20 protein-coding genes and 1 riboswitch are annotated in these 23205 nt (G+C 71.7%); of the genes, 15 read left to right on the top strand and 5 right to left on the bottom strand.

The features are described 5' to 3' along the window. Positions 1-74 precede the first annotated feature (74 nt). Positions 75-1613 carry a diguanylate cyclase domain-containing protein gene (locus ACQPZ4_RS44350; RefSeq protein WP_433050538.1) on the top strand — a complete coding sequence of 513 codons (1539 nt, stop codon included), beginning with the start codon at positions 75-77 and terminating at the stop codon, positions 1611-1613. A 70-nt stretch (positions 1614-1683) separates the two neighbouring features. Then, positions 1684-1826: riboswitch (cyclic di-AMP (ydaO/yuaA leader) on the top strand. Positions 1827-2067: 241 nt separating this feature from the next. After that, complete coding sequence (locus ACQPZ4_RS44345; RefSeq protein ID WP_433050535.1) at positions 2068-2706, top strand: hypothetical protein; 639 nt, start codon at positions 2068-2070, stop codon at positions 2704-2706. 34 nt (positions 2707-2740) lie between these two features. Here ACQPZ4_RS44345 and ACQPZ4_RS44340 read toward each other — a convergent pair whose 3' ends face one another. The 3 genes from ACQPZ4_RS44340 to ACQPZ4_RS44330 form a co-directional block, all read right to left on the bottom strand. Next, positions 2741-3280: a SigE family RNA polymerase sigma factor gene (locus ACQPZ4_RS44340; RefSeq protein WP_433050532.1), complete on the bottom strand. Its 540-nt coding sequence runs from the start codon at positions 3278-3280 to the stop codon at positions 2741-2743. A gap of 95 nt (positions 3281-3375) precedes the next feature. Continuing rightward, on the bottom strand, positions 3376-4653 hold the full coding sequence (locus ACQPZ4_RS44335; protein ID WP_433050529.1) for a polyprenyl synthetase family protein: 1278 nt from the start codon (positions 4651-4653) through the stop codon (positions 3376-3378). Between the two features lie 201 nt (positions 4654-4854). Further along, entirely contained in the window at positions 4855-5568 is a 714-nt protein-coding gene (locus ACQPZ4_RS44330) for a SanA/YdcF family protein (RefSeq protein WP_433050526.1), read from the bottom strand. 105 nt (positions 5569-5673) lie between these two features. On the opposite strand from ACQPZ4_RS44330, the gene dnaG reads away from it, so the two are divergent. Continuing rightward, a complete protein-coding gene (dnaG, locus tag ACQPZ4_RS44325; RefSeq protein WP_433050523.1) occupies positions 5674-7524 on the top strand; it encodes a DNA primase in 1851 nt (616 codons plus the stop codon). 27 nt (positions 7525-7551) lie between these two features. Then, positions 7552-8091 carry a hypothetical protein gene (locus ACQPZ4_RS44320; protein ID WP_433066954.1) on the top strand — a complete coding sequence of 180 codons (540 nt, stop codon included), beginning with the start codon at positions 7552-7554 and terminating at the stop codon, positions 8089-8091. On the opposite strand, the gene mptB is transcribed toward ACQPZ4_RS44320, so the two are convergent. Continuing rightward, positions 8068-9402, bottom strand: a complete 1335-nt coding sequence (gene mptB / locus ACQPZ4_RS44315) for a polyprenol phosphomannose-dependent alpha 1,6 mannosyltransferase MptB (protein ID WP_433050520.1) — start codon at positions 9400-9402, stop codon at positions 8068-8070. The genes ACQPZ4_RS44320 and mptB overlap by 24 nt on opposite strands. 44 nt (positions 9403-9446) lie before the next feature. On the opposite strand from mptB, the gene ACQPZ4_RS44310 reads away from it, so the two are divergent. From ACQPZ4_RS44310 to ACQPZ4_RS44260, 11 genes are all read left to right on the top strand, one after another. Next, on the top strand, positions 9447-10364 hold the full coding sequence (locus ACQPZ4_RS44310; protein ID WP_433050517.1) for an ATP-binding cassette domain-containing protein: 918 nt from the start codon (positions 9447-9449) through the stop codon (positions 10362-10364). Further along, positions 10361-11125, top strand: a complete 765-nt coding sequence (locus tag ACQPZ4_RS44305) for an ABC transporter permease (protein WP_433050514.1) — start codon at positions 10361-10363, stop codon at positions 11123-11125. The genes ACQPZ4_RS44310 and ACQPZ4_RS44305 overlap by 4 nt, the downstream gene beginning before the upstream one ends. 3 nt (positions 11126-11128) lie before the next feature. Continuing rightward, a complete protein-coding gene (locus ACQPZ4_RS44300; RefSeq protein ID WP_433050511.1) occupies positions 11129-11923 on the top strand; it encodes an ABC transporter permease in 795 nt (264 codons plus the stop codon). A gap of 365 nt (positions 11924-12288) precedes the next feature. Further along, positions 12289-13479, top strand: a complete 1191-nt coding sequence (locus ACQPZ4_RS44295; RefSeq protein ID WP_433050508.1) for an ROK family protein — start codon at positions 12289-12291, stop codon at positions 13477-13479. Next, on the top strand, positions 13476-15047 hold the full coding sequence (locus ACQPZ4_RS44290; RefSeq protein WP_433050505.1) for a sugar ABC transporter ATP-binding protein: 1572 nt from the start codon (positions 13476-13478) through the stop codon (positions 15045-15047). Before ACQPZ4_RS44295 ends, ACQPZ4_RS44290 begins: the two co-directional genes overlap by 4 nt. Continuing rightward, entirely contained in the window at positions 15044-16084 is a 1041-nt protein-coding gene (locus ACQPZ4_RS44285; protein WP_433050502.1) for an ABC transporter permease, read from the top strand. The genes ACQPZ4_RS44290 and ACQPZ4_RS44285 overlap by 4 nt, the downstream gene beginning before the upstream one ends. Positions 16085-16170: 86 nt before the next feature. After that, on the top strand, positions 16171-17214 hold the full coding sequence (locus tag ACQPZ4_RS44280; protein WP_433050499.1) for a substrate-binding domain-containing protein: 1044 nt from the start codon (positions 16171-16173) through the stop codon (positions 17212-17214). Positions 17215-17272: 58 nt separating this feature from the next. Further along, positions 17273-18406, top strand: coding sequence for a Gfo/Idh/MocA family protein (locus ACQPZ4_RS44275; RefSeq protein WP_433066951.1), 1134 nt, complete (start codon positions 17273-17275; stop codon positions 18404-18406). 82 nt (positions 18407-18488) lie between these two features. Continuing rightward, positions 18489-19667: a xylose isomerase gene (xylA, locus tag ACQPZ4_RS44270; protein WP_433050496.1), complete on the top strand. Its 1179-nt coding sequence runs from the start codon at positions 18489-18491 to the stop codon at positions 19665-19667. Positions 19668-19866: 199 nt separating this feature from the next. Beyond that, entirely contained in the window at positions 19867-21402 is a 1536-nt protein-coding gene (locus ACQPZ4_RS44265; protein ID WP_433050493.1) for a ThuA domain-containing protein, read from the top strand. A gap of 243 nt (positions 21403-21645) precedes the next feature. Continuing rightward, positions 21646-22653: a sugar phosphate isomerase/epimerase family protein gene (locus ACQPZ4_RS44260; protein WP_433050490.1), complete on the top strand. Its 1008-nt coding sequence runs from the start codon at positions 21646-21648 to the stop codon at positions 22651-22653. Between the two features lie 63 nt (positions 22654-22716). Here ACQPZ4_RS44260 and ACQPZ4_RS44255 read toward each other — a convergent pair whose 3' ends face one another. Next, complete coding sequence (locus tag ACQPZ4_RS44255) at positions 22717-23040, bottom strand: hypothetical protein (RefSeq protein ID WP_433066949.1); 324 nt, start codon at positions 23038-23040, stop codon at positions 22717-22719. Positions 23041-23205: the final 165 nt, after the last annotated feature.

Genomic DNA, 23205 nt, shown 5'->3' with positions numbered 1-23205 from the left:
AAGGGTTTACTTCATATCCGGTTTGATGCGTCGATGTAGGGGTGCAAGGTCGGCCGGAACTGGGTAGGCGTGCGATGGAGCGTGATCGGGACACGGCGATGGCCGCGATCCGTTCCGTGTACCGCATCACCGGCCGGATCAACACCGGCAGCACCCTGGCCGAGACCCTGCAGCTGATCGTGGACGCCGTGGTCGACGGCACCGGGTTCGCCGTGGCCGTCGTCAACTACCTGCACCCCGAGGGCGTCTACGAGGCGGTCGCGCTGGCCGGCTCCGAGGAGGCGGGGGAGACGCTGCTCGGGGCCCGCTACCCGGCGGCCGAGCTGGACGAGTACCTCGAGCGGGCGGAGGTGTGGGGGCAGCTGCGGTACCTGCCGCACGAGCGGCACAGCACCCACATTCATTCGTGGGTACCCGATGCGGTGCCCGGCGGCGACGAGGTGCCGGAGGACGAGCGCTGGCACCCCCTCGACGCCCTGTTCGCCCCGCTGCGCGCGCCCAGCGGCGAGCTGGTCGGCATCCTCGGCGTCGACCTGCCCTCCGACGGGCGCCGGCCCGGCCCGCTGCAACGCGAGCTGCTGGAGATGCTCGCCGCCCAGGCCGGCATCGCGATCAACAACGCCAACCTGGTGGAGGCCCTGCAGCGCGAGCGGCGGCACCTCGCGGCCAGTGAGGAGGCCTTCCGGCTGGCATTCACCGGTGCGGGCACCGGGATGTGCATGCTCGGCCTCACCGGCGTCTCCCAGGCCCGGATGACCCGCGTCAACCCCGCCCTGTGCGAGCTGCTCGGCCGCTCGGAGACGGAGCTGCTGGAGCTGCGCATCGCCGACGTGCTGCACCCGGACGACCTGGACCTGGCCCGGCTCGCGTTCGCGGCGGCGACGACGGGCAAGGGCACGCCGGTGCGGGATTACGAGATCCGGTGTGTGCGCGGCGACGGTACCGTCATCTGGGTCTCCACCACCCTCTCGCTCGTGGCCGGCCCGCCCGCCTTCGGCATCCTGCAGGTCCAGGACATCACCGGGCGCAAGGCGGCCGAGGCCGACCTGGTGCGCCGGGCCTCCCGCGACCCGCTCACCGGCCTGGCCAACCGCGACGCCCTGGCCCCGCCGCTCGCCGCCGCCATCCGCCGCGCCCACGCCGGCCTCGGCGACAGTGTGCTGCTCTTCTGCGACCTCGACGACTTCAAGGTCGTCAACGACACGCGCGGGCACGACGCTGGCGACGCGGTACTCGTGGCCGTGGCCCAGCGGCTCTGCGGGCTGGTCCGCCCCGGCGACACCGTGGCCCGCCTGGGCGGCGACGAGTTCGTGGTGCTGGCCCAGGACCTGGCCGGCACCGACGCCGCGGCGCTGCTCGACCGGGTCGAGCGGGCCATCGCCGCGCCGGTGGTGCACGACGGGCACGTGCTGCGCGTGCGGGCCAGCGTCGGGGCGGCCGTGATCGATGCCACCTGCCAGGATGCGGGCGCCGCCCTGAGGATGGCCGACCGGGCGATGTACCAGGTGAAAGGCCATCGACACACCCTGGGGATGACCGAACGGGTGACAGCGCACGGTGAGCGTTCCGGTGCGCCGGGTGGTATCCCGTTGCTCTGGTTGGCCGAGCCTTAAACCGCCCAGTACTGTCGGGTGGTCTGCTCCGGGCGACGCGCCCCGAATCGCGGGGACACCGGACAGGCGCCGTCGAGCCGCGCCGCACCTTTCAGCGTCGCGGGCCGGGGACCCATCGCAGTCCTTGGGGTGTATCCGTGACCGAGTCACGGTAGGGCGAATCCTCCCGTCCGAACCCGTCAGCTAACCCGGTAGGCGGCACCGGAAGGAGACAGCTCGTGCTCTTCGACGCCATCGCCGTCAACTCCTCGGACGGGTGATCGCCGGGACCCTGATCCTGGCCCGTCACACCCGCTGACCGCCGCACCTGCCGCCGCGCGATCCCTTTGTGCACCACGGGATCGTGCCGATGGCGTGCGCCCAGATCTCCCGAGGATTGACCTTGCTGAAACCCTTGCCGCGCCAGTTCCGGCCGCGACATCGCCGGGCTCTGCAGCCCGTGAAACCGGCGGCCGTGTCCGCCGTCGTCCTGTCCGCCACGCTGCTCGCCTCCGGTTCGGCCGGAGCGTCGGCGCCTTCGGCCGGTCCGGCCCGTCCGCCGGTCGCGTCCACCGCTTCGCCTGCTTCGCCGCTTTTTGCCGCTGATGCCTCGCTTGTCGTCGAGGCTCCGGTGTACGGGTGGGCCGCGCTCGCCGACGCGCCCGCGCCCCCGGCCCCGCCGCGCCCGGTCGCCGGGCTCGACCAGACCCAGATGAACAACGCCATCGCGATCGTCAAGCAGGGCCGGGCGCAGGGCGTGCCGGAGAAGGGCCTCGTCGTCGCGGTCGCCACCGCCATGCAGGAGAGCGACCTGTACAACGTGGCCAGCCCGGCGGTGCCGTCCTCACTGAAGCTCCCGCACGACGCGGTCTCGACCGACCACGACTCGGTGGGGCTGTTCCAGCAGCGGGCGAGCCAGGGGTGGGGCAGCGTGCCGGAGCTCATGGACCCGGCCCACTCGGCGATGCTGTTCTACAACGCGCTGGCCCAGATCCGCGGCTGGCAGTCGATGAGCGTGACGGGGGCGGCGCAGGCGGTGCAGCGGTCGGCGTACCCGAGCGCGTACCAGAAGCACGCCGACCGCGCCGCCCAGGTCGTGGCCGCGATCGCCTGACCTGCCACCCACCGCGCTCGCCGTTCGTCGGTGCTCATCTCCCCGGCGCCGATGCTCCTTTCGCGGCATCGGCGTCGGCGTCGGCCTCGTTGAGCAGGCGGCGCATCGTGGCGAGCGCGGCCGAGGTCTGGCTCTTGACCGTGCCGGCCGCGCATCCGAGCGTGGCGGCGGTGTCCTCGACCGACAGGTCGTAGAAGAAGCGCAGCACCAGGACCGCCCGCTGGCCCCGGGGCAGCCGCGCGAGGGCGCCGTGCAGGTCCAGCCCGGCCGGTACGCCCTGCAGCGCGGCGTCCTCCTGCGGGCGGTCCGGCAGCCGGTCGACCAGGGCGACCCGGGCCGCCCAGCCGCGCCTTCGCTCGTCGATGAAGCGGTGGACGAGGACCCGCCGCACGTACGCGTCGACGTTGTCGGCCCGCCGGACGCGGCGCCAGCGCAGGTACACATCGGTGAGCGCGCACTGCACGATGTCGTCGCCCCGGGTCCAGTCGCCGCAGAGCAGGTAGGCCGCGCGGCGCAGGCCCGGCAGGCGCGACCGCACGAACTCGTGGAACTCGTCCTCGACGGGGTCCGCCACGGTGGTCCCTCCCGGCTGTCACCCCCTTGGGCGCAACCGGGCCGGGAACCGTTTCGCCCGTTATCGAGGCGTTGCCGTGCCCGGCATCGTTTCGCTCAGCGCGGAGTCGCGGTGGCGCGGCGGGCGAGGGAGACCAGTTCGGCCACCGCGGCCGGTGGGGAGGCGAGGTCGAGCGCGAGGAGGGCCTGGGACAGCAGTTCCTCGGCCTGCCGGCGGCACCAGTCGCGGGCGCCCGACTGTTCGATCGTCTTCGCGGCGCGTTCCACGTCGGCGTCGCCGATGCGGGTGCGGGTGTCGAACAGGTCGGCCAGTTCGTCGGCGCCGGCCGCGATCGCCGCCGCCACGGGCAGGGAGCGCCGGCGGCGGCGCAGGTCGGAGCCGAGGCTGCCGAGGTCCTCGATGAACTGGACGGCCAGGCCCAACCGTACGCCGAACAGCCGCAACCGCTCGACCTGGGCCGCGTCGCCGCCGCCGGCCACCGCGCCCAGGGCGCAGGCGCAGCCGAACAGGGCGCCGGTGCGCTGCTCGACCATGGCCAGGCAGTCGCGCAACAGGTCCGTGCGCTCCTCGCCGACGACCTCACCCCGCCCATCACGCGCCGTGACCCCCGACGAGGCCCGCGCGCCACGCGCCGTGACCCCCGACGAGGCTTGCGCATCGCGTGAAGCGACCTCCGACGAGGCCTGCGCATCGCGTGAAGCGACGCCCGACGAGGCCTGCCCGTCGCGTGAAGCGACCCCCGACGAGGCTTGCGGACCGCGTGAAGCAACGCCCGACGAGGCCTGCGCATCGCGTGAAGCGACCTGCGACGAAGCGCGCGACGTCCGGCTGTCGCGCAGGGCGAGCGAGGCGTGCTGCCCGTGCAACAACTCCTGCACCGTGTCGCCCAGTACGCGCAGCATGGCCCGGTCGGGGCCCGCCTGTCCGGATCGCTGCCGCGGCCGCGCGGGCGCGTGGTGGGTCGGGTCGCCGGTCGCGATCACGTCGAAGGCCAGGGCCAGCAGCGCCTCCCCGCCGAGCGAGGCGGGTTCGGGGCCGAGGACGCTCCAGGCGGTACCGTCGGCGCGTTCGTCAACGAGATCGCGCCTGATCGCCGACCAGTGGTGCATGAGCTCGACCGCCACCGCGCCCGGGACGGCGTCGTGGGGGTCGCCGCCCACGGCGTCCGCGCAGACCAGGGTCAGGGCGCTGCGCAGGGAGGCGGCGGGGACGTCGTCGCCCAGGTGCCAGCCGAGTTGCAGCTCGGCCACCTCGCGGGACGGCTCGGGCAGGCGGCCGATCGCCGTGCGCAGCGGCGGGTCGACCAGGCGGCCGGCCCAGCGCAGGACGTCGTCCGTGGTCCGCAGCACGATGACCACCCGCGGTCGCACCACCCTCGCAGAAAAAGTAAGCCGCCGAGAACGACCAGGAAGCCGCCGAGGACGACAAGCAAGCCGCCGAGAACCTGGTCAAGTATGCCGGGGCGGCCGGGTGCGCATGCCGGATTCCGCAAGGGACGGGCCGTGTGGCGAAAACGGCAGTCGCCCGAAGGGTGCGTGTCGCCCGAAATTCGGCGTGTCGCGACCGCCGGTCCACTATGGAGTGTGCGCCGACACCGCGTTGGCAAGAGCAGGATCAGGCTGCGACTGTACCGCCGGTGCCCGCAACCGCACCGCATCCCATGCGGCCTTCCAGGCGGCGGCGACGTCTCTGGCCTGGTTCTTCCAGATCGTCACGGTTCGGCAGCCTTCGCACCCCGACGGCACGCCCCAGGCGTCGACGCCGACGCGGCGGCAGAGGGTGACCGCACGGTACAAGTGCAGATCCTGGCTCACGAGGAGGGCCCGGTCGACGCCGTAGACATCGTGGGCGCGCCGGCAGGTGTCGTAGGTGTCGAGGCCATAGGGGTCCAGCACCACCCGGGACGGCTCCACCCCGTGCCGGGCGAGGTAGTCGCTCATCACCCGGACCTCGTTGCCCGAGCCGCCGTGCGCGTCGCCGGAGATCAGCAGGGCCTTGACCTTGCCCGCGGTGACCAGGGCGGCCGCCTTGTCGAGCCGGTTGCGCAGGAACGGCATCGGGTCCTGGCCGCCCGGGGCGACCTCGGCGCCGAAGACGATCGCCACGTCGGCCACCGGCGCCTGCTCGACCGTGACCATGCGGCCGGAGGAGCTCGCGCGCACCCACACGGTCGGCGTGAGGACGATCGCGGCGAGCGCGACGGCGGCGATCGCCAGGCGCCATAGGGCCCGACGCCGGCGGCGCTTCGGGGGTTTCGGCGCTTCCTTCACCTCGGTGGGCGTGGACATGTCGCGAGGATCGCACGGCCCGGCAAGCTTCGATGCCCCGCCGAGTCGTAGATTGTCGTAGCCGCGAGGCAGGATGTAGGTCGTCGGACTGCATGGAGGTGGCGGTTGGCCGGCAAGATCAAGGACGAGGACATCGCCCTGGTCCGGGAGCGCACGTCGATCGAGGAAGTGATCTCGGAGCACGTCACGCTGCGCTCGGCGGGCGGGGGCAACCTCAAGGGGCTGTGTCCGTTCCACGACGAGAAGACGGCCTCGTTCAACGTCTCACCGGCCCGCAACGTGTACTTCTGCCACGGCTGCGGGGCCGGCGGCGACGCGATCAAGTTCCTGATGGACCACGATCACCTCACGTTCGTGGAGTCGATCGAGCGGCTGGCCTCCAAGGCCGGGCTGCAGCTGCACTACGTCGAGGCCGGCAGCGCCCCCGTGCGGCCCAGTGGCCAGAAGCACCGCCTGGTCTCCGCGCACGCCGAGGCCGCCCGCTTCTACGCCGAGCAGCTCGGCACGCCCGGGGCCCGCAAGGCGCGCGAGTTCCTGGCCCAGCGCGGGTTCAGCAAGGAGGCGGCCGAGCGCTACGGCTGCGGCTTCGCGCCCGAGGGCTGGGACAACCTGGCGAAGTACCTGCGCCAGAAGGGGTACTCCGCGCAGGAGCTCATCACCGCCGGCCTGTGCCGCGAGGGGCGCAGCGGGGGGCTGATCGACCGGTTCCGGCGCCGGCTGCTGTGGCCGATCAAGGACATCTCGGGCGAGGTCATCGGCTTCGGCGCGCGCAAGCTGTTCGACGACGACGACGGGCCGAAGTACCTCAACACGCCCGAGACCCCGCTCTACAAGAAGTCGCACGTGCTGTACGGGATCGACCAGTCCAAGCGGGAGATCGCCAAGCAGAGCCGGGTCGTGATCGTCGAGGGGTACACCGACGTGATGGCCTGCCACCTGGCCGGCGTCCCGGTCGCCGTGGCCACCTGCGGCACCGCGTTCGGCGGCGACCACATCTCGGTGCTGCGCCGGCTGCTCATGGACGCGGACGGCTACGGCGGCGAGATCATCTTCACCTTCGACGGCGACGCGGCCGGGCAGAAGGCGGCCCTGCGCGCGTTCGAGGACGACCAGCGCTTCGTCGCCCAGACCTTCATCGCGGTCGGCCCGGACGGCATGGACCCGTGCGAGCTGCGGCTGGCCAAGGGCGACGCCGCGGTCCGGGACCTCGTGGCCGACCGCCAGCCGCTGCTGGACTTCGCGCTGCGCTCGGTCCGCCAGCGCTTCGACCTCGACACCGCCGAGGGCCGCGTGGGCGCGCTGCGGGCCACCGCGCCGCTGGTCGCCAAGATCAAGGACCGGACGCTGCGCCCGGAGTACGCGCGCAAGCTCGCCGGCGACCTCGGCATGGAGCTGGAGACGGTCCAGCGCGCGGTCGCCTCGGCGGCCAAGGGCGTGATCGACCCGATGCCGCCCCCGCAACAGCGCCGCGTGCTCGCCCCCGACAGCGCCGAGGCCCTGGTCGAGCGGGAGGCGCTGAAGCTCGCCCTGCAGCAGCCGGCGCTCGCCGGGCCGGTGTTCGACGCGATCGGCCCCGAGATGTACACCCACCCGACCTACGCCTCGCTGCGCACCGCGGTCCTGGAGGCGGGCGGCGCCTCGACCGCGACCGGCGGGGCCGTCTGGATCGAGCAGGTCCGCGAGGCCTGCCTGGACCTCACGGCGGGCGCGATGGTGGCCGAGCTGGCGGTGGAGCCGCTGCGCCTGGACGGGGACCCGGATCCGCGGTACGTCGAGGTGACCATCAACCGCCTCCAGCTCATGGCCCTCAACCGGACGATCGCCGAGCTGAAGTCGAAGCTGCAGCGCATCAACCCGGTCACGAACCCGGAGGAGCACCTGCGGCTGTTCAGCGAGCTGGTGTCGCTGGAGCAGCACGCCCGGGCCCTGCGCGACCGGGGCGCGAGTCGTTGGTAGACCGGTGAAGCGGAGTATGGGTTCGTGCTGGGATTTCTGAAGCGCCGCAAGCTGCCCGCCGGCCGCCGCCCCCAGCTGGGCGAGGACGAGCGGGTCGTGGCCTGGGCCGGGGCGACCGGCGACAACGTGGTGGTGGCGACGAACCACGGCCTGTGGCTGCCCGGCGCGCCCGAGCGGCTGGGCTGGCACGAGATCCACAAGGCCACCTGGTCGGGCCGCCAGCTGCAGGTCGTCGCGGCGCGGGAGGTGCCGGTCGGCGACGACGCGTACGCGGTGATGGAGGACCTCCCGCCGATCGTCGTCACGCTGCTCGACCCCGACCGGGTGCCCGAGCAGGTGCGGGTGCGGGTCAACAAGTCGATCGCGCACACCTCGCACCACCCGCTCGAGGAGCTCACCGGGGCGCGCGGGGGCGTGCGCGTCGTCGGGCGGCGGGTGCCGGGCGTCAACGGCCTGCGCTGGACCGTCCGCTACGACGACGGCGTCGACACGTCCGCGCCCGGCGTGGCCGAGCACACCCGCGAACTCGTCGACTGGGCCAAGTCAGGCGTCGGCACGGTCGCGTGAGCGCCGCCTGGCGAGGCGCACGACAAGAGCGACGATCAGGGCGACGTCCAGGAACGCGCCCGGCACCTTGGTCTTCGTGGCCAGGCCGAGGCTGTCCGGCAGGGTGAGGAACGGCAGCGCCACCACGGCCACGTGCACGCCCGTGCGCAGCTTGCCGGTGAGCTGCGTGCAGGCCAGGACGGCGATCCCGGCGAGCGCGTACCAGGCGTAGAACACCGGCCCCAGCACCGCCGTCACGAGCAGCGCCAGCCCGGCCGCGGTCAGGACCCGATCGGTCGCCCCCGCCGGGTCCCGCCGGACGTCCCGCAACGTTCGAAGCCACAACCCCGCCAGCAGTACCGCCAGTGCCACGAACCCCACCGCCCGCGCGACGGCGACCGCGGTGCCGAACGCGCCGGGGTACCCGATCCAGCGCAGGACGTACCCGACGGCCATGCCGACCCCGCTCGGGAGCGACAGCCACTGCACCAGTCCCGCCGTGGCCCCCAGGGCGCCGATGAAGCCCAGGCCGTGGCCGGTCAGCGCGGCGAGGACGGCGTACGTGGCGACCATCGCCCCCACGAACGCGGCGCGGGCGCGGGTGGTGAGCACGAGCAGTACCACAAACGGGGCACCTATGAGCGCAGTGATCTTGACCGCCGCGGCCAGGCCGAACGCGAGGCCGGAGAGGGCCGCCCGCTGGCGCGTGGCGAACGCGAACCCGGTCAGCATGAGGCCCGCGACCAGGATGTCGTTGTGGACGCCGGAGACGACGTGCACCAGGACGAGCGGGCTGGCGGCGAGCGCCACGTTGCCGTCGCTGATCCGGTGCGCGGCCGCGACGCACAGGACCAGGCCCAGCACCGCGACCAGGCGGAACAGGCCGACCGCGACCAGCAGATGGCCGTGCGCCAGCCAGGCGACGCCGCCGGAGAGGGCGAACCACAGCGGCCCGTACGGCGTCGGCGTGTCGCGCCACAGCGGCGGCACTTCGTTCAACCAGGTGCAGGGCAGCGCGGCCGGGCCGTGCTCGTAGAGGTTGAGCCCGGCGTCGAAGAGCTGGCCCTGGCAGGCGTACGCGTACACGTCCAGCGCGCCCATCGGCGGCGCGACCAGCAGCGGGAGGCTCCACAGCGCGGCCGTGACGAGCAGCCCCTCGCGCTGGTCGCGCAGCTGCCACCAGGCGTAACCGAGGGCGATCAGCGCGACGAACCACACGCAGACGCCGGTGACCCAGGCCGCGTCGTGCGGGAGCGGCTTGCCGGCCAGAAAGCCGCTGACGGCCAGCAGGGTCGAGGCGGCCAGCCCGAGCCAGCGCGGGTTGAGGCGCACCGGGGCATCGTAAAACTGTCGTACCCCCGGGCTATGGTCGGGGCGTGGTGGAGAACGGGGCATTGATCGCGGCGACTGGGCTGGTCAAACGATTCGGGGATTTCACGGCTGTCGATGGCATCGATGTCCGGGTGGCGCCGGGCGAGGCGTTCGGGTTCCTCGGGCCCAACGGGGCGGGCAAGTCCTCGACCATGCGGATGATCGGCTGCGTGTCCCGGCCGACCAGCGGTGAGCTGCGCATTCTCGGCCTCGACGCGGCGCGGGACGGGCCGGCGATCCGCGCCCGGCTCGGCGTGTGCCCGCAGCTGGACACGCTCGACCCGGAGCTCACGGTGCTGGAGAACCTGGTCGTCTACGCGCGGTATTTCCGCATCCCGCGCCGGATCGCCCGGGAGCGGGCCCGCGAGCTGCTCGACTTCGTGCAGCTGACCGACCGGGCCGACGACAAGGTCGACCCGCTCTCCGGGGGCATGAAGCGCCGCCTGACGATCGCCCGGGCCCTGGTCAACGAGCCCGACCTGGTGCTGCTCGACGAGCCGACGACAGGGCTCGACCCGCAGGCCCGGCACCTGGTGTGGGAGCGGCTGTTCCGGCTGAAACAGCGCGGCGTCACCCTGGTGCTGACCACGCACTACATGGACGAGGCCGAGCAGCTGTGCGACCGGCTCGTGGTGATGGACGCCGGGCGCATCGTCGCCGAGGGCTCGCCGCGCGAGCTGATCGAGCGGCACTCGACCCGCGAGGTCGTCGAGGTCCGCTTCGGCGGCGACCCGGACAAGCTCGACGGGATCGGCGAGCGGGTCGAGGTGCTGCCCGACCGGGTGCTGGTCTACACCGACGACGGCGACGAGGCCCTGGCCCGCATCGCCGCCCGGGGCCTGCGGGTGGCGAGCACGCTGGTCCGCCGCGGCTCGCTGGAGGACGTGTTCCTGCACCTCACCGGACGGACGCTGATCGAATGACGGGGACGATCGCGGCGCTGGAATACCACCTGGCCTACTACCGGCGGCTCTGGCGCTCCTCGGCGCTGAGCTCGTTCGCGCAGCCGGCGATGTTCCTGGTCGCGATGGGCATCACGGTCGGCGGGTACGTCGACGCGCGGCCGTCGGGGCTCGGCGCGCCGTACCTGGACTGGATCGGGCCGGGGCTGCTCGCCTCGACGGCGCTGCAGGTGGCCATGAACGACGCGTCCTGGCCGGTGTTCTCGATGTTCCACTGGATTCGCAGCTACCACGCGATGCGGGCGACGCCGTTGACCGCGGGCGACATCGTGCGGGGGCACCTGCTGTACGTGTGCCTGCGGGTCGGGCTGGCCACGGCCGCATTCCTGCTGGTGCTGCTGCCGTTCGGGGCGCTGCACTCGTGGTGGGCGCCGGCGGCGTTCGGGCCGGCGATCCTGACCGGGCTGGCGTTCGCCGCGCCGACGTTCGCGCTGGCCGCGAAGGTGCCCAGCGACGGGTATTTCGCGGTGCTGTTCCGGCTCGTGGTGGTGCCGATGTCGCTGTTCGCCGGGGTCTTCTTCCCGGTCGAGGGGCTGCCGCCGGTGGTGCGGGGCCTGGCCTACGTGTCGCCGCTGTGGCACGGCGTCGAGCTCTGCCGCGCCGCGACCCTGGGCACCGCGCCGGCCTGGGGCGTGTGGCCGCACGTGGCGGTGCTGCTGGCGTTCGTCGGGGCGGGCTACCTGCTCGCGGTGCGCGGCTTCGCCCGCCGGCTGGAGGACTGAGCGATGGTGACGGCGCTGGTGTACGGGCGGGTCGGGGCCGCCCTGGCGGTGACGGGCCGCAACCTGGCGGCCGCGCGGCACGCCTCGTACTGGCTGGTGCTGGTGGCCGGGTTCGCGGAGCCGCTGCTGTACCTGTTCTCGATCGGCGTGGGCGTCGGGGCGCTGATCGGCGACGTGCCGGTCGGGGGCGGGCACCTGGTGTCCTACGCCGAGTTCGTGGCGCCCGCGACGCTGGCCGCCTCGGGCATGACGGGCGCCCTCGCCGAGACCATCATGAACTTCTTCGGGAAGCTCAAATACCTGAAGCTGTACGACGCGACGCTGGCCACCCCGGTGACGCCGACCCAGCTCGCGGCCGGCGAACTGCTCTGGGCCATGGCGCGCGGCACGTTCTACGCGGCCGCGTTCCTCGGCGTGATGGTGGCGCTCGAGCTCACCACGCCGCTGCGGGCCCTGGCCGCGCTGCCGGCGGCGCTGCTGGTCGGGTTCGCGTTCGGCGGGCTGGGGCTCGGGCTGGCCACGTTCCTGCGCTCGTGGCAGGACTTCGACTACGTGAACGTGGGGCAGTTCGCGCTGTTCCTGTTCAGCGGCACCTTCGCCCCGCCGGAGGGCTACCCGCTCGCGGCGCGGGTGCTGATCGAGCTGACGCCGCTCTACCACGGCGTGGAGCTGGTCCGCGGCATCTGCCTCGGCCTGGTCTCGTGGTCCCTGCTGTGGCACGCGGCCTACCTGGTGGCAATGGCGGCGGGCGGCCTGTGGATCGCGGGGCGGCGGCTCGGCAAGCTGCTGCTGAGCTGAGCGAGCCGCACGGCGCTCGGTATGGGAGCGCTCACTCGGTGTCGCTTGGTTGCCGTACCGCAAAGTTCTTGTGGGCGGTTTGTGGTGGTTTCGGAGACGTCGGATGATCTCGTCGCGCCCGCATTGAGCTGCGGAAACGGGCTTCCATTCGGGAGTGGGCGAACTTCCGCTGGAATCAGCAAAAGTTTGGTAACGGGCGCCAGAAGGTATGGACGCGGGGTCTGACGGGGCCTAGAGTCTCGTCGCAACACGGGTGTAACGCGGGCCACACGGGTCCGCAATCATCCGCGTGTGGGCGGTGTGGTGGTGTAGCCGCATGTCGCGGTGCGCCCGGAGGACTGCGACCTGACGAGGGGGTGCCTTCAATGAACACGGTCAGCGCCATTGACAGTCCGGTTCAGTCGCGCCTGCTCCGGTTGTTGCGGGACACCGGCGCGCTGTCGCGGGCGGAACTCGCCGACCGGCTGGAGGTGCCGCGGCCGCGGTTGCTGTCCGACCTGGACGCGCTCGTCGCCACCGGGCTCATCCGGGAGGCCGGCCCCGCCGCCAGCCGGGGTGGGCGCCGGTCCACGCTGGTCGAGCTCAACCCCGGGCTGCGGTTCGCCGCGGTCGACCTGGGGGCCAGCTCGATCGACGTCGAGATCACCGACGGGCGGCTGGAGCCGCTGGCCGCGTACGGGGAGCCGGCGGACATCCGCTCGGGACCCAAGGTCATTCTGCAGCGGGTCAACGAGATCCTGCACAAGTTCCGGGTGGACGGGGCGTACGAGCGCCTCAACGCGATCGGGATCGGGGTGCCGGGGCCGGTCAGCTTCCGCGACGGGGTGCCCGTCTCGCCGCCGATCATGCCCGGCTGGGACCGGTTCCCGGTGCGCGAGGTGCTCGGCCGCGAGCACAACTGCCCGGTCGTCGTGGACAACGACGTGAACATCATGAGCATCGGCGAGCGGTACGGCGGCGTCGCGCACTCGGTCGACAACCTCCTGTTCCTGAAGGTGGGGACCGGCATCGGGTGCGGGATATACCTCAACGGCGAGGTGTACCGGGGCACCGACGGCTGCGCCGGCGACATCGGGCACATCCAGGTCGACAGCCACGGGCCGGTCTGCTCGTGCGGGAACGTCGGCTGCCTGGAGGCGCTCTTCGGCGGCGGCGCGCTCGCCCGGGACGCCACGGCGGCGGCGCGCAGCGGTGCGTCGCCGGCGCTCGCGGACCGGCTCGCGGCGGGCGGGTCGGTGACGGCCAAGGACGTCGCCGACGGCGCGGCCGAGGGCGACGTGACCTGCATCCGGTTGATCCGCGACGGCGGACGGCGCGTCGGCGGGGTGCTCGCCGGACTGGTCAGCTTCATCAACCCGTCGATGATCGTGATCGGCGGGGGGCTGGCCGGGCTCGGGCACATTCTGCTCGCCGAGATTCGCAGCGTGGTGTACCGGCGCTCGCTGCCCCTTGCGACCGGCAACCTGCCGGTCGTCCTGTCCGAGCTCGGCCCCCGCGCCGGCGTCGTCGGCGCCGCGGTGCTGGCCAGCGAACTCGCATATGGACGGCCATCATGACAGTACAACCGGCACAACCAACGCAAACCGTGCTGCGCCTGACCGACGTGGTCAAGACCTTCCCCGGCGTTCGCGCGCTGGACGGGGTGCAGCTGGAGGTCCGGGAAGGCGAAGTGCACTGCCTGCTGGGCCAGAACGGGGCCGGCAAGTCCACCCTGATCAAGGTGCTCGCCGGGGTCCACAACCCCGACTCGGGCGAGATCCAGTGGCAGGGCCAGCCGATCGGCTTCGCCAACCCGCAGGCGGCCATGAAGGCCGGCATCGCCACCATCTACCAGGAGCTCGACCTCGTCGACGGGCTCAGCGTCGCCGAGAACATGTACCTCGGCCACGAGCCCAGCAACGGCGGGTTCGTCGCCCGCCGGGCCATGCGCAAGGGCGCGGCCGCGATCCTGGCCCGGCTCGGCCACCCCGAGATCCCGGTCGCCCGCGAGGTCGGCAAGCTGCCCGCCGCCGCGAAGCAGATCGTGAGCATGGGCCGGGCGCTGTCGCGCGAGGCGCGGCTGCTCATCATGGACGAGCCGAGCGCCGTGCTCGCCCACGACGAGGTGCAGAACCTGTTCCGCATCGTGCGCGGGCTGACCGCCCAGGGCATCGCGGTCATCTACATCTCGCACCGCCTCGACGAGATCCGCGAGATCGGCGACCGGGTCACGGTGCTCAAGGACGGCCGCACCACCGCCGCCAACCTCGACGCCAAGACCACCCCGAACCGCGAGCTGGTGAGCCGGATGACCGGCCGCACCATCGAGTACGTGTTCCCCGAGCGGCCGGCGAGCAAGGAGGGGTCGCCGACGGTGCTCGTCGTGGAGAACCTGACCCTGCCGGGCCGATTCACGGACGTCTCGCTCAAGGTCCACAGCGGCGAGATCGTCGGCATCACGGGACTCGTCGGCTCCGGCCGCTCGGAGGTGCTCGAGTCCATCTACGGTGCTCGACGTCCATCAGGCGGTACCGTCGAAATGCTCGGCAGGAAACTGCGCAAGGGCAGCGTCAACGCGGCCGTGCGGGCCGGGATCGGGATGGCCCCGGAGGAGCGCAAGAGCCAGGCGCTGCTGCTCGGTGAGCCGATCTACCGCAACGTCACGCTGGCCGGGTTCACGCGCTACGCCCGCGGCGGGTTCACCGACGCCGGGCGCGAGCGGGTCGCGGCCGAGGAGGTCACCCGCGGGCTGGACCTGCGCCCCGCGGACGTGCGCCGCCCGGTGCGCACCCTGTCCGGCGGCAACCAGCAGAAGGTCGTGGTCGGGCGCTGGCTGCTCGGCGGGACCAAGCTGCTGCTGCTCGACGAGCCGACCCGCGGTGTCGACGTCGGCGCGCGGGCCGAGCTCTACCAGGTCATCCGCAGGCTCGCCGACGAGGGCGTCGGCGTGCTGCTCGTCTCCAGCGAGGTGCCGGAGGTGCTCGGTCTCGCCGATCGCGTGCTCGTCATGCGCGAGGGGCGGGTCGTGCGCGAGGCCCCCGCCGGCGAACTCGACGAAGACACCGTGCTCGACCTGGTCATGGCCGGGTCGCTGCTCGACGGAGCCGATCTCTCGAGCACCACCCCCGAAGGGACCGCCGCATGAGCACCGCCACTGAACCGGTGGACGTCCACGACCCGCCCCGCGTGACCGCCCAGAGCTGGTGGAACCGCGAGAACGCGGACCACACCAAGCGCAACCTGGCCCTGATCGGCGTGCTCCTGCTGCTGCTGATCATCGGCATGATCACCAAGCCGGAGATCTTCCTCGACGCCGATCGCCTGTGGAGCAACGAGCTGACGGTGCTCACCCAGGCCTCCAGCATCGGGGTGCTGACCATCGGCATGACCTTCGTCATGATCAGCGGCGGCATCGACCTGTCGGTGGGTGCGCTGCTGGCCCTGGCGAGCGTCTGGTGCACCACGGTCGCCACCCAGAGCTACGGCGCCTTCTCCATGATCTTCGCCGCGATCGCCGTCGGCGCCTGCGCGGGCCTGGTCAACGGCGGTCTCATCGCGTACGGCCGGCTGGTTCCCTTCATCGCCACGCTCGCGATGATGCTGTCGGCCCGCGGGCTCGCGCAGAGCATCTCCGGCTCGCAGACGCAGATCAACCACGACGCGTTCATCAACGGCTTCGCCACCACGAAGGTCCTGGGGGTCCCCGTGGTGGCGATCATCTTCCTGGTCGTGGTCGCGCTCGGCTGGGTCCTGCTCAACCGCACGACGTTCGGCCGGCGCACCGTCGCCATCGGCGGCAACGCCGAGGCGGCCCGGCTGGCCGGCATCAACGTGCGGCTGCACACCGTTCTGCTGTACGTCCTGTCGGGCATCTGCTGCGGCATCGCCGCCCTGATCGTGGTCTCCCAGACCACGTCCGGCAGCAACACGCACGGCGATCTCTACGAGCTCGACGCGATCGCCGCCGCCATCATCGGCGGCACGGCGCTGACCGGCGGCCGCGGCACCATCGTCGGCTCGCTGCTCGGCGTGCTCATCTTCACGCAGATCACCAACCTGTTCGTGATCAACAACCTGCAGCTCGACCTGCAGCGGATCATCAAGGGCGGCATCATCGTGGTCGCCGTGCTCATCCAGGCGTTCCCGATCATCTCGCTCTGGCGCCGCCGAAAAGCGTCCTAGCTTCTCTCGAAAAACCCAAGCTTCCGTCCACGCCGGGACAGAAGCTCCGTTCCCCACACCCAAAAACACCCCAATTGGAGGTCGCGATGAGCGACATGTCCCGCCGCCGGCTCCTGCTCGGCGGGGCCGCCCTCGGCGCCGGTGCGCTGCTGGCCGGCTGCACGTCGAACGACACCAAGGACAGCGAGCCGCAGACCAACACCAAGGAGGGCAACGCCGCCAGCGAGGCCCCCGGCAAGGCCGTCACCATCGGCTTCTCGGCCCCCGCGGCCGACCACGGCTGGATCGGCGCCATCACCGCCAACGCCAAGGCGCAGGCGGCGAAGTTCTCCGACGTGACGCTCAAGGCCGTCGACGCCGGTAAGGACGCCCCGGCCCAGATCGCCGCGCTGGAGACCCTCATCGCCAGCAAGCCGGACGCGATCGTGCTGCTGCCGCAGGACGGCGCCCAGCTCACCGCGGTCGGCAAGAAGGCCATGGACGCCGGCATCATCGTCATCAACCTCGACCGCGAGTTCTCCGACTCGGCCGCGTCGTTCTGCCTCATCAAGGGCGACAACTACGGCATGGGCGTCGCCGCCGGGCACTACGTCGGCGAGAAGCTCAAGGGCAAGACCGACGCGGTCATCGGCGAGATTCCGGGCATCGACGAGCTCCAGCTGACCAAGGACCGGTCGAAGGGCTTCGCCGACACGCTCAAGACCTACGGCCTGAGCGTCAAGCACCGCGTCGCCGCGGGCTTCACGGTGCAGACCGGCCAGGCCGCCGCGGCGAACCTGCTGCAGGCCGCGCCGAAGCTCGACGCGCTGTGGAACCACGACGACGACCAGGGCGTCGGCGTGCTCGCCGCGATTCAGCAGGCCGGCCGCAAGGAGTTCTTCATGGTCGGCGGCGCGGGCTCGCGCGACGCGATGGACCACATCAAGTCCGGCGACACGGTGCTGACCGCGACCGTGACGTACCCGCCGTCGATGGCCTCGTCGGCGATCATCCTGGCCCGCCTCGCGGCCCAGGGCAAGGGCATGGGCGACCTGGTCGAGCTGCAGGTGCCGAAGCTGATCGTCCTGCAGTCCGAGACGATCACCAAGGACAACGTCGACAAGTACCTGCCGCTCGGCTTCAAGTCCTGAACCACTGTTCTTGTCGAGAAAGGAACCGCCAGTGTCCAGTCAGGAGCTGCGCGTCGGCATGGTCGGATACGCCTTCATGGGCGCCGCGCACTCACAGGCGTGGCGCACCGTGAACCGGGTCTTCGACCTGCCCGCGCGGGCCAGCATGGTCGCCGTCTGCGGCCGTGATCAGGCCAAGGTCGCCGAGGCCGCGGCCCGGCTCGGCTGGGCCGAGGCGGTGACCGACTGGCGCGAGCTGATCGCCCGGGACGACATCGACGTCATCGACGTGTGTACCCCGGGCGACAGCCACGCCGAGATCGCCATCGCCGCACTCGAGGCGGGCAAGCACGTGCTGTGCGAGAAGCCGCTCGCGAACACCGTGGACGAGGCCCGGGCGATGGTCGCCGCGGCGGTCAAGGCCCGGGCCGGCGGGGTGCGCTCGGCCTGCGGCTTCAACTACCGCCGCGTGCCCGCCGTGAGCCTCATGCACAACATGATCGCCGCGGGGCGGCTGGGCGCGATCCGCCACGTCCGCGCCGCGTACCTGCAGGACTGGATCGTCGAGCCCAGCTTCCCGCTGGTCTGGCGGCTGCAGAAGGAGAAGGCCGGCTCGGGCGCGCTCGGCGACATCGGCGCGCACATCATCGACCTGACCCAGTTCGTCACCGGCCAGCGCATCACGGGCGTGTCCGGCCTGACCGAGACGTTCATCAAGGAGCGGCCGCTGCCGGAGGCCTCGAGCGGACTGTCCGCCTCGGCCGGCACGGCCACCGGCGAGGTGACCGTCGACGACGCCGCGCTGTTCATCGCCCGGCTCGACGGGGGCGCCGTGGCGACGTACGAGGCGACGCGCTTCGCGACCGGGCGGAAGAACGGGCTGCGGGTCGAGGTCAACGGGGAGTACGGCAGCCTCGCCTTCGATCTTGAGCGCCTGAACGAGCTGGAGTTCTTCGACGCGACCCGCCCCGGCGCCGAGCAGGGCTGGTCGCGCATCCTGGTGACCGAGGGCGAGCACCCCTACTTCGGCGCCTGGTGGCCGCCGGGGCACATCATCGGATACGAGCACTCGTTCACGCACGAGATGCGCGATTTCATCGAGGCGATCGCGACCGGAGCGGACCCGACACCGTCCTTTGAGGACGCTCTTCAGGTCCAGCTCGTACTGGACGCTGTCGCACGATCGGACTCGTCCTGGGTGAGCGTGGCGTGAGCGGCTCAAAGCGGAGCGTCGAGGCCGTTCACCAGGGGCTCAGTTTGACATGTCGGGGCCGGAGCGAAGCGGAGGACTCGGCATGAGCGACCCGTACGCCCCTACACCGGCTGACCGGTTCTCGTTCGGGCTGTGGACGGTGGGCTGGCAGGCCCAGGACGTCTTCGGCGCGGCGTCGCGGCCGGCGCTCGATCCGGTCGAGACCGTGCACCGGCTGGCGGAGCTGGGGGCGTACGGCGTCAGCTTCCACGACGACGACCTGATCCCGTTCGGCAGCGACGGCACCGTGCGGGACAAGGTCGTGGCGCGCTTCCGCGAGGCGCTCGACGACACCGGCCTGGTCGTGTCGATGGCCACCACGAACCTGTTCGGCCACCCCGTCTTCAAGGACGGCGCGTTCACCGCCAACGACCGCGCCGTGCGCCGCTACGCCCTGCAGAAGGTGCTGCGCAACATCGACCTCGCGGCCGAGCTGGGGGCGCCGACCTATGTCCTCTGGGGCGGCCGCGAGGGCGCCGAGTCCGGGGCGGGCAAGCAGATGCGGGCGGCGCTGGACCGGTACCGCGAGGCCATCAACGCCATCTGCGCCTACATCCGCGAGCGCGGGTACGACATCCGGCTGGCCATCGAGCCCAAGCCCAACGAGCCGCGCGGCGACATCCTGCTGCCCACGATCGGCCACGCGCTCGCGCTCATCTCGACGCTCGACGAGCCGTCGCGGGTCGGGCTGAACCCGGAGGTCGGGCACGAGGAGATGGCCGGGCTGAACTTCGCGCACGGCATCGCGCAGGCGCTGTGGCACGGCAAGCTCTTCCACATCGACCTGAACGGCCAGCACGGGCCGCGCTTCGACCAGGACCTGCGCTTCGGGGCGGGCAACCTGCGCGGCGCGTTCTGGACGGTCGACGTGCTGGAGAACAGCTCCGGCTACCCGACCGCGTACGCCGGCCCGCGGCACTTCGACTACAAGCCCCCACGCACCGAGGACGCCGAGGGCGTCTGGGTCACCGCGGCGGCCTGCATGCGCAACTACCTGATCCTGCGGGAGAAGGTCCGCACGTTCCGCGACGATCCGGAGGTGTCGGCCGCGCTGGCCGGCGCGCGGGTGGACGAGCTTTCGGTGCCGACGCTGCTGCCGGGGGAGACCCTCGACCAGCTGCGCGCCGAGGAGATCGACATCGACGCCGTGGCCGCGCGCGGCATGGCGTTCGAGCGCCTCGACCAGCTGGCGATGGAGCACCTGCTGGGGATTCGAGGCTGAGACTTCTTCGCCGGGTCCGGTGGCGAGGGACTGCCCGCGGTTGCGCCCCGCGGGTGGGGGTACCAGGCCCGGGGGAGAGCAAGACCGGAGCTCCGGCGCGGCGTCAACCAGGCGCCGCGCCGGGCCCGGACAACCGCATACGACATGACAGCGCGGCGGCGCGCGCAGACCCGCAACGACTCGATCGTGAGGAACTGTCATGACCATCCGCTCGTGGCTCGCCGCCGCTACGGCAAGCCTCATCGGTCTCTCGAGCGTGCTCAGTGCCGCGCCCGCCTGCGCGGCCGACGCGCCGTACAAGGTGCTGGTCTTCTCGAAGACGGCCGGGTTCCGCCACTCGTCCATCCCGAATGGCATCGCCGCCATTCAGGCGCTCGGTTCCGCCAACAACTTCACCGTCACCGCCACCGAGGACGCCGGACTGTTCACGGCGGCCAACCTCGCGCAGTACCAGACGGTCGTCTTCATGTCGACCACCGGCGATGTGCTCAATGACGCGCAACAGTCGGCCTTCGAGGCGTACATCCGCGGCGGGGGCGGGTACGTCGGCGTGCACGCGGCCGCGGACACCGAGTACGGCTGGCCGTTCTACGGCACGCTGGTCGGCGCCTGGTTCTCGTCGCACCCGGCCATCCAGCAGGCGAGCGTCACCGTGGAGGACCGCGCGCATCCGGCGACCGCGCATCTCGGCGCGACCTGGACGCGCACCGACGAGTGGTACAACTACCAGTCCAACCCGCGCAGCAGCGCGCATGTGCTCGCATCGCTCAACGAGTCGTCGTACTCCGGCGGGACGATGGGCGACCACCCGATCACGTGGTGCAAGACCATCGACGCCGGACGCTCCTTCTACACCGGGTTCGGGCACACGGAGGAGAGCTACACCGATCCGTCGTTCACGGCGCTGCTGCTCGGCGCCGTCCGGTACACCGCGAAGCGCGTCGATGCCGACTGCTCGGTGCCGACCGGTTCCTCGTCCGTGGTCCAGGGCGAGTCCTACGCCTCGACCGGCGGCGTGCAGATCGCCTCGCACGGGCCGGCGGTCGGTGGCCGGACGGCCGGGTTCATCGACAACGGGGACTGGGCGTCGTACAACAACGTGTCCCTTGCGAACGCTCGCGGTGTGACGGTTCGCGTCGCTTCCGCGGGTGCGGGCGGCACCATCGAGTTCCGGGCCGGGTCGGTCACCGGGACGCTGCTCGGATCCGTGGCCGTGCCCGGCACCGGGGGCTGGGAGTCGTACCGGGACGTGTTCACGACGCTGTCCTCCTCGTCCTCGACCTCGCTGTTCCTGGTCTTCCGCGGTACCGGCGGCTCGCTGTTCGACGTCGACCAGTTCACGGTCGCCCGCACCGCCGTGACCAAGCAGGGCGAGGGCTGGACGTCGACGAGCGGCATGCAGCCGGCCGGGCACGCGGGCGCGACCGGTGGGCAGACCGCCGGCTACATCGACAACAACGACTGGGCCTCGTACGGCGGGGTGACGCTCTCGCCGCTCGCCGGTGCGCGGGTGCGCTACTCCTCGGGCGGCGCCGGCGGGACGATCGAGTTCCGGGCCGGCTCGCCCACCGGGGCGCTGCTGGGGACGCTGAGCGTGCCGAACACCGGCGGATGGGACACGTTCCGGGAGGCCGCGATTCCGCTCACGGCCTCGACCTCCACGGTTTTGTACCTCGTCTGCCACGGCGGCAGCGGCTCGCTGTTCGATATCGATGAGTTCTCGCTGATGTCCTAGACGTTGGATGAGCCGAGACGCCGACCGGCTCGTCCTTCGGGTCCCGCCCGCCCGGGCAGTTCAGCGCGGCGCGGTCCCGGCCGGTGACGCCGACACCGGCCGGGGCCAGGCGCGGCGTTGTCCGGGCGGGCGGGGAACCTCTACGATTGGCCTCGTGGGGGCGCAACCCACTTGCAGTTTCCGCTCGTGCACATCCGCAGGTCTCCCTCGCGCCTGAACCCTTCATCTCGGAGGATCGTCAGCATGGCGCGTCCAATCACGCTCTTCACCGGCCAGTGGGCCGACCTCCCGTTCGAGGAGGTCTGCCGCCTGGCGTCCGAATGGGGTTACGACGGCCTCGAGATCGCCTGCTGGGGCGACCACTTCGAGGTCGACAAGGCCCTGGCCGACGAGTCCTACGTGGACCGGAAGCTCGAGACGCTCGCGAAGCACAACCTGAAGGTCTGGGCCATCTCCAACCACCTCGTGGGCCAGGCCGTCTGCGACCACCCGATCGACCAGCGGCACCAGGACATCCTGCCCGCGCGGATCTGGGGCGACGGCTCGCCCGAGGGCGTCCGCCGGCGCGCCGCCGAGGAGATCAAGGACACCGCCCGCGCCGCGCGCAAGCTCGGCGTCGACGTGGTCGTGGGCTTCACCGGCTCGTCGATCTGGCACACCCTGGCCATGTTCCCGCCGGTACCCCCGGCGATGATCGAGGCCGGCTACCAGGACTTCGCCGACCGCTGGAACCCGATTCTCGACGTGTTCGACGAGGTCGGGGTCAAGTTCGCGCACGAGGTGCACCCCAGCGAGATCGCGTACGACTACTGGACCGCGAAGCGCACCCTCGAGGCCATCGGCAACCGCCCCGCGTTCGGCCTCAACTGGGACCCGTCGCACTTCGTGTGGCAGGAGCTCGACCCGGTGAACTTCATCCTCGACTTCGCCGACCGCATCTACCACGTGGACTGCAAGGACGCCAAGGTCCGCACCGGCGACGGCCGCCGCGGCCGGCTCGCGTCCCACCTGCCCTGGGCCGACCTGCGCCGCGGCTGGGACTTCGTGTCCACCGGCCACGGCGACGTGCCCTGGGAGGACTGCTTCCGGGCCCTGAACGCCATCGGGTACAGCGGTCCGCTCTCGATCGAGTGGGAGGACGCGGGCATGGACCGCCTCGTCGGCGCGCCCGAGGCCCTGCAGTTCGTGCGCCGCCTGGCGTTCGACGCGCCCTCGGCCGCCTTCGACGCGGCCTTCTCGTCGTCGTCCTGATACGTCGTCCTGATACATGGAAGGGCCGGCCCGATGCGGGCCGGCCCTTCGCGTGTCGCTTGGTCAGAAGCTGGTCCCCGACGACGGCGTGCTCGTCGTCGCGAGGTCCCGCTCCAGCGCGGGGTTCGGCGGCGTGTTCAGCAGCCGCTGCCCCACCTCGGTCTCCGCGAACCGGCTGTTCGCCAGCTTGTCGGTGACCTTGGTCTTGCCGTCGTTGTAGAGCCGCGTCGCCTGCTCCTGGACAACACCGGCGGCCTCCTGGACCGTCGGGCTCTCCTTGATCTTCAGAGCAGTGGCCTTGAGCTCCTCATACTTCTCCCGACCGGCCCGGGCACCGAGCACAAAGCCCGCGGCCAGACCGCCGAGGAACAGTAGCTTGCCGCGCATGGCGACGACCTCCTTCTCACGGCGCTGGGTCATTTGTGCACAGTGCGCCGCCTGGTGTTGACATACCCGCCCACAGCCGGCCCGACACATCGATCTTGTCGCCCGCCCTCACCCACCCGTTCGGGATACCCGGTGGCGAAGACCCCCCGAGTCGTGCTGTACTCT

This window comes from Dactylosporangium sp. CS-033363, from assembly GCF_050942475.1.
Lineage (GTDB): Bacteria > Actinomycetota > Actinomycetes > Mycobacteriales > Micromonosporaceae > Dactylosporangium.
This window is presented reverse-complemented; position numbering and strand designations above follow the sequence as displayed.

Bases quoted from the DNA above. Each gene is read 5' to 3' on its own strand.
- ACQPZ4_RS44350 (WP_433050538.1), top strand. From the start codon at position 75: ATGGAGCGTGATCGGGACACGGCGATGGCCGCGATCCGTTCCGTGTAC.
- ACQPZ4_RS44330 (WP_433050526.1), bottom strand. From the start codon at position 5,568: ATGTCCACGCCCACCGAGGTGAAGGAAGCGCCGAAACCCCCGAAGCGC.
- ACQPZ4_RS44305 (WP_433050514.1), top strand. From the start codon at position 10,361: ATGACGGGGACGATCGCGGCGCTGGAATACCACCTGGCCTACTACCGG.
- ACQPZ4_RS44300 (WP_433050511.1), top strand. From the start codon at position 11,129: ATGGTGACGGCGCTGGTGTACGGGCGGGTCGGGGCCGCCCTGGCGGTG.
- ACQPZ4_RS44295 (WP_433050508.1), top strand. From the start codon at position 12,289: ATGAACACGGTCAGCGCCATTGACAGTCCGGTTCAGTCGCGCCTGCTC.
- ACQPZ4_RS44290 (WP_433050505.1), top strand. From the start codon at position 13,476: ATGACAGTACAACCGGCACAACCAACGCAAACCGTGCTGCGCCTGACC.
- ACQPZ4_RS44285 (WP_433050502.1), top strand. From the start codon at position 15,044: ATGAGCACCGCCACTGAACCGGTGGACGTCCACGACCCGCCCCGCGTG.
- ACQPZ4_RS44280 (WP_433050499.1), top strand. From the start codon at position 16,171: ATGAGCGACATGTCCCGCCGCCGGCTCCTGCTCGGCGGGGCCGCCCTC.
- ACQPZ4_RS44275 (WP_433066951.1), top strand. From the start codon at position 17,273: ATGGTCGGATACGCCTTCATGGGCGCCGCGCACTCACAGGCGTGGCGC.
- xylA (WP_433050496.1), top strand. From the start codon at position 18,489: ATGAGCGACCCGTACGCCCCTACACCGGCTGACCGGTTCTCGTTCGGG.
- ACQPZ4_RS44265 (WP_433050493.1), top strand. From the start codon at position 19,867: ATGACCATCCGCTCGTGGCTCGCCGCCGCTACGGCAAGCCTCATCGGT.
- ACQPZ4_RS44260 (WP_433050490.1), top strand. From the start codon at position 21,646: ATGGCGCGTCCAATCACGCTCTTCACCGGCCAGTGGGCCGACCTCCCG.
- ACQPZ4_RS44255 (WP_433066949.1), bottom strand. From the start codon at position 23,040: ATGCGCGGCAAGCTACTGTTCCTCGGCGGTCTGGCCGCGGGCTTTGTG.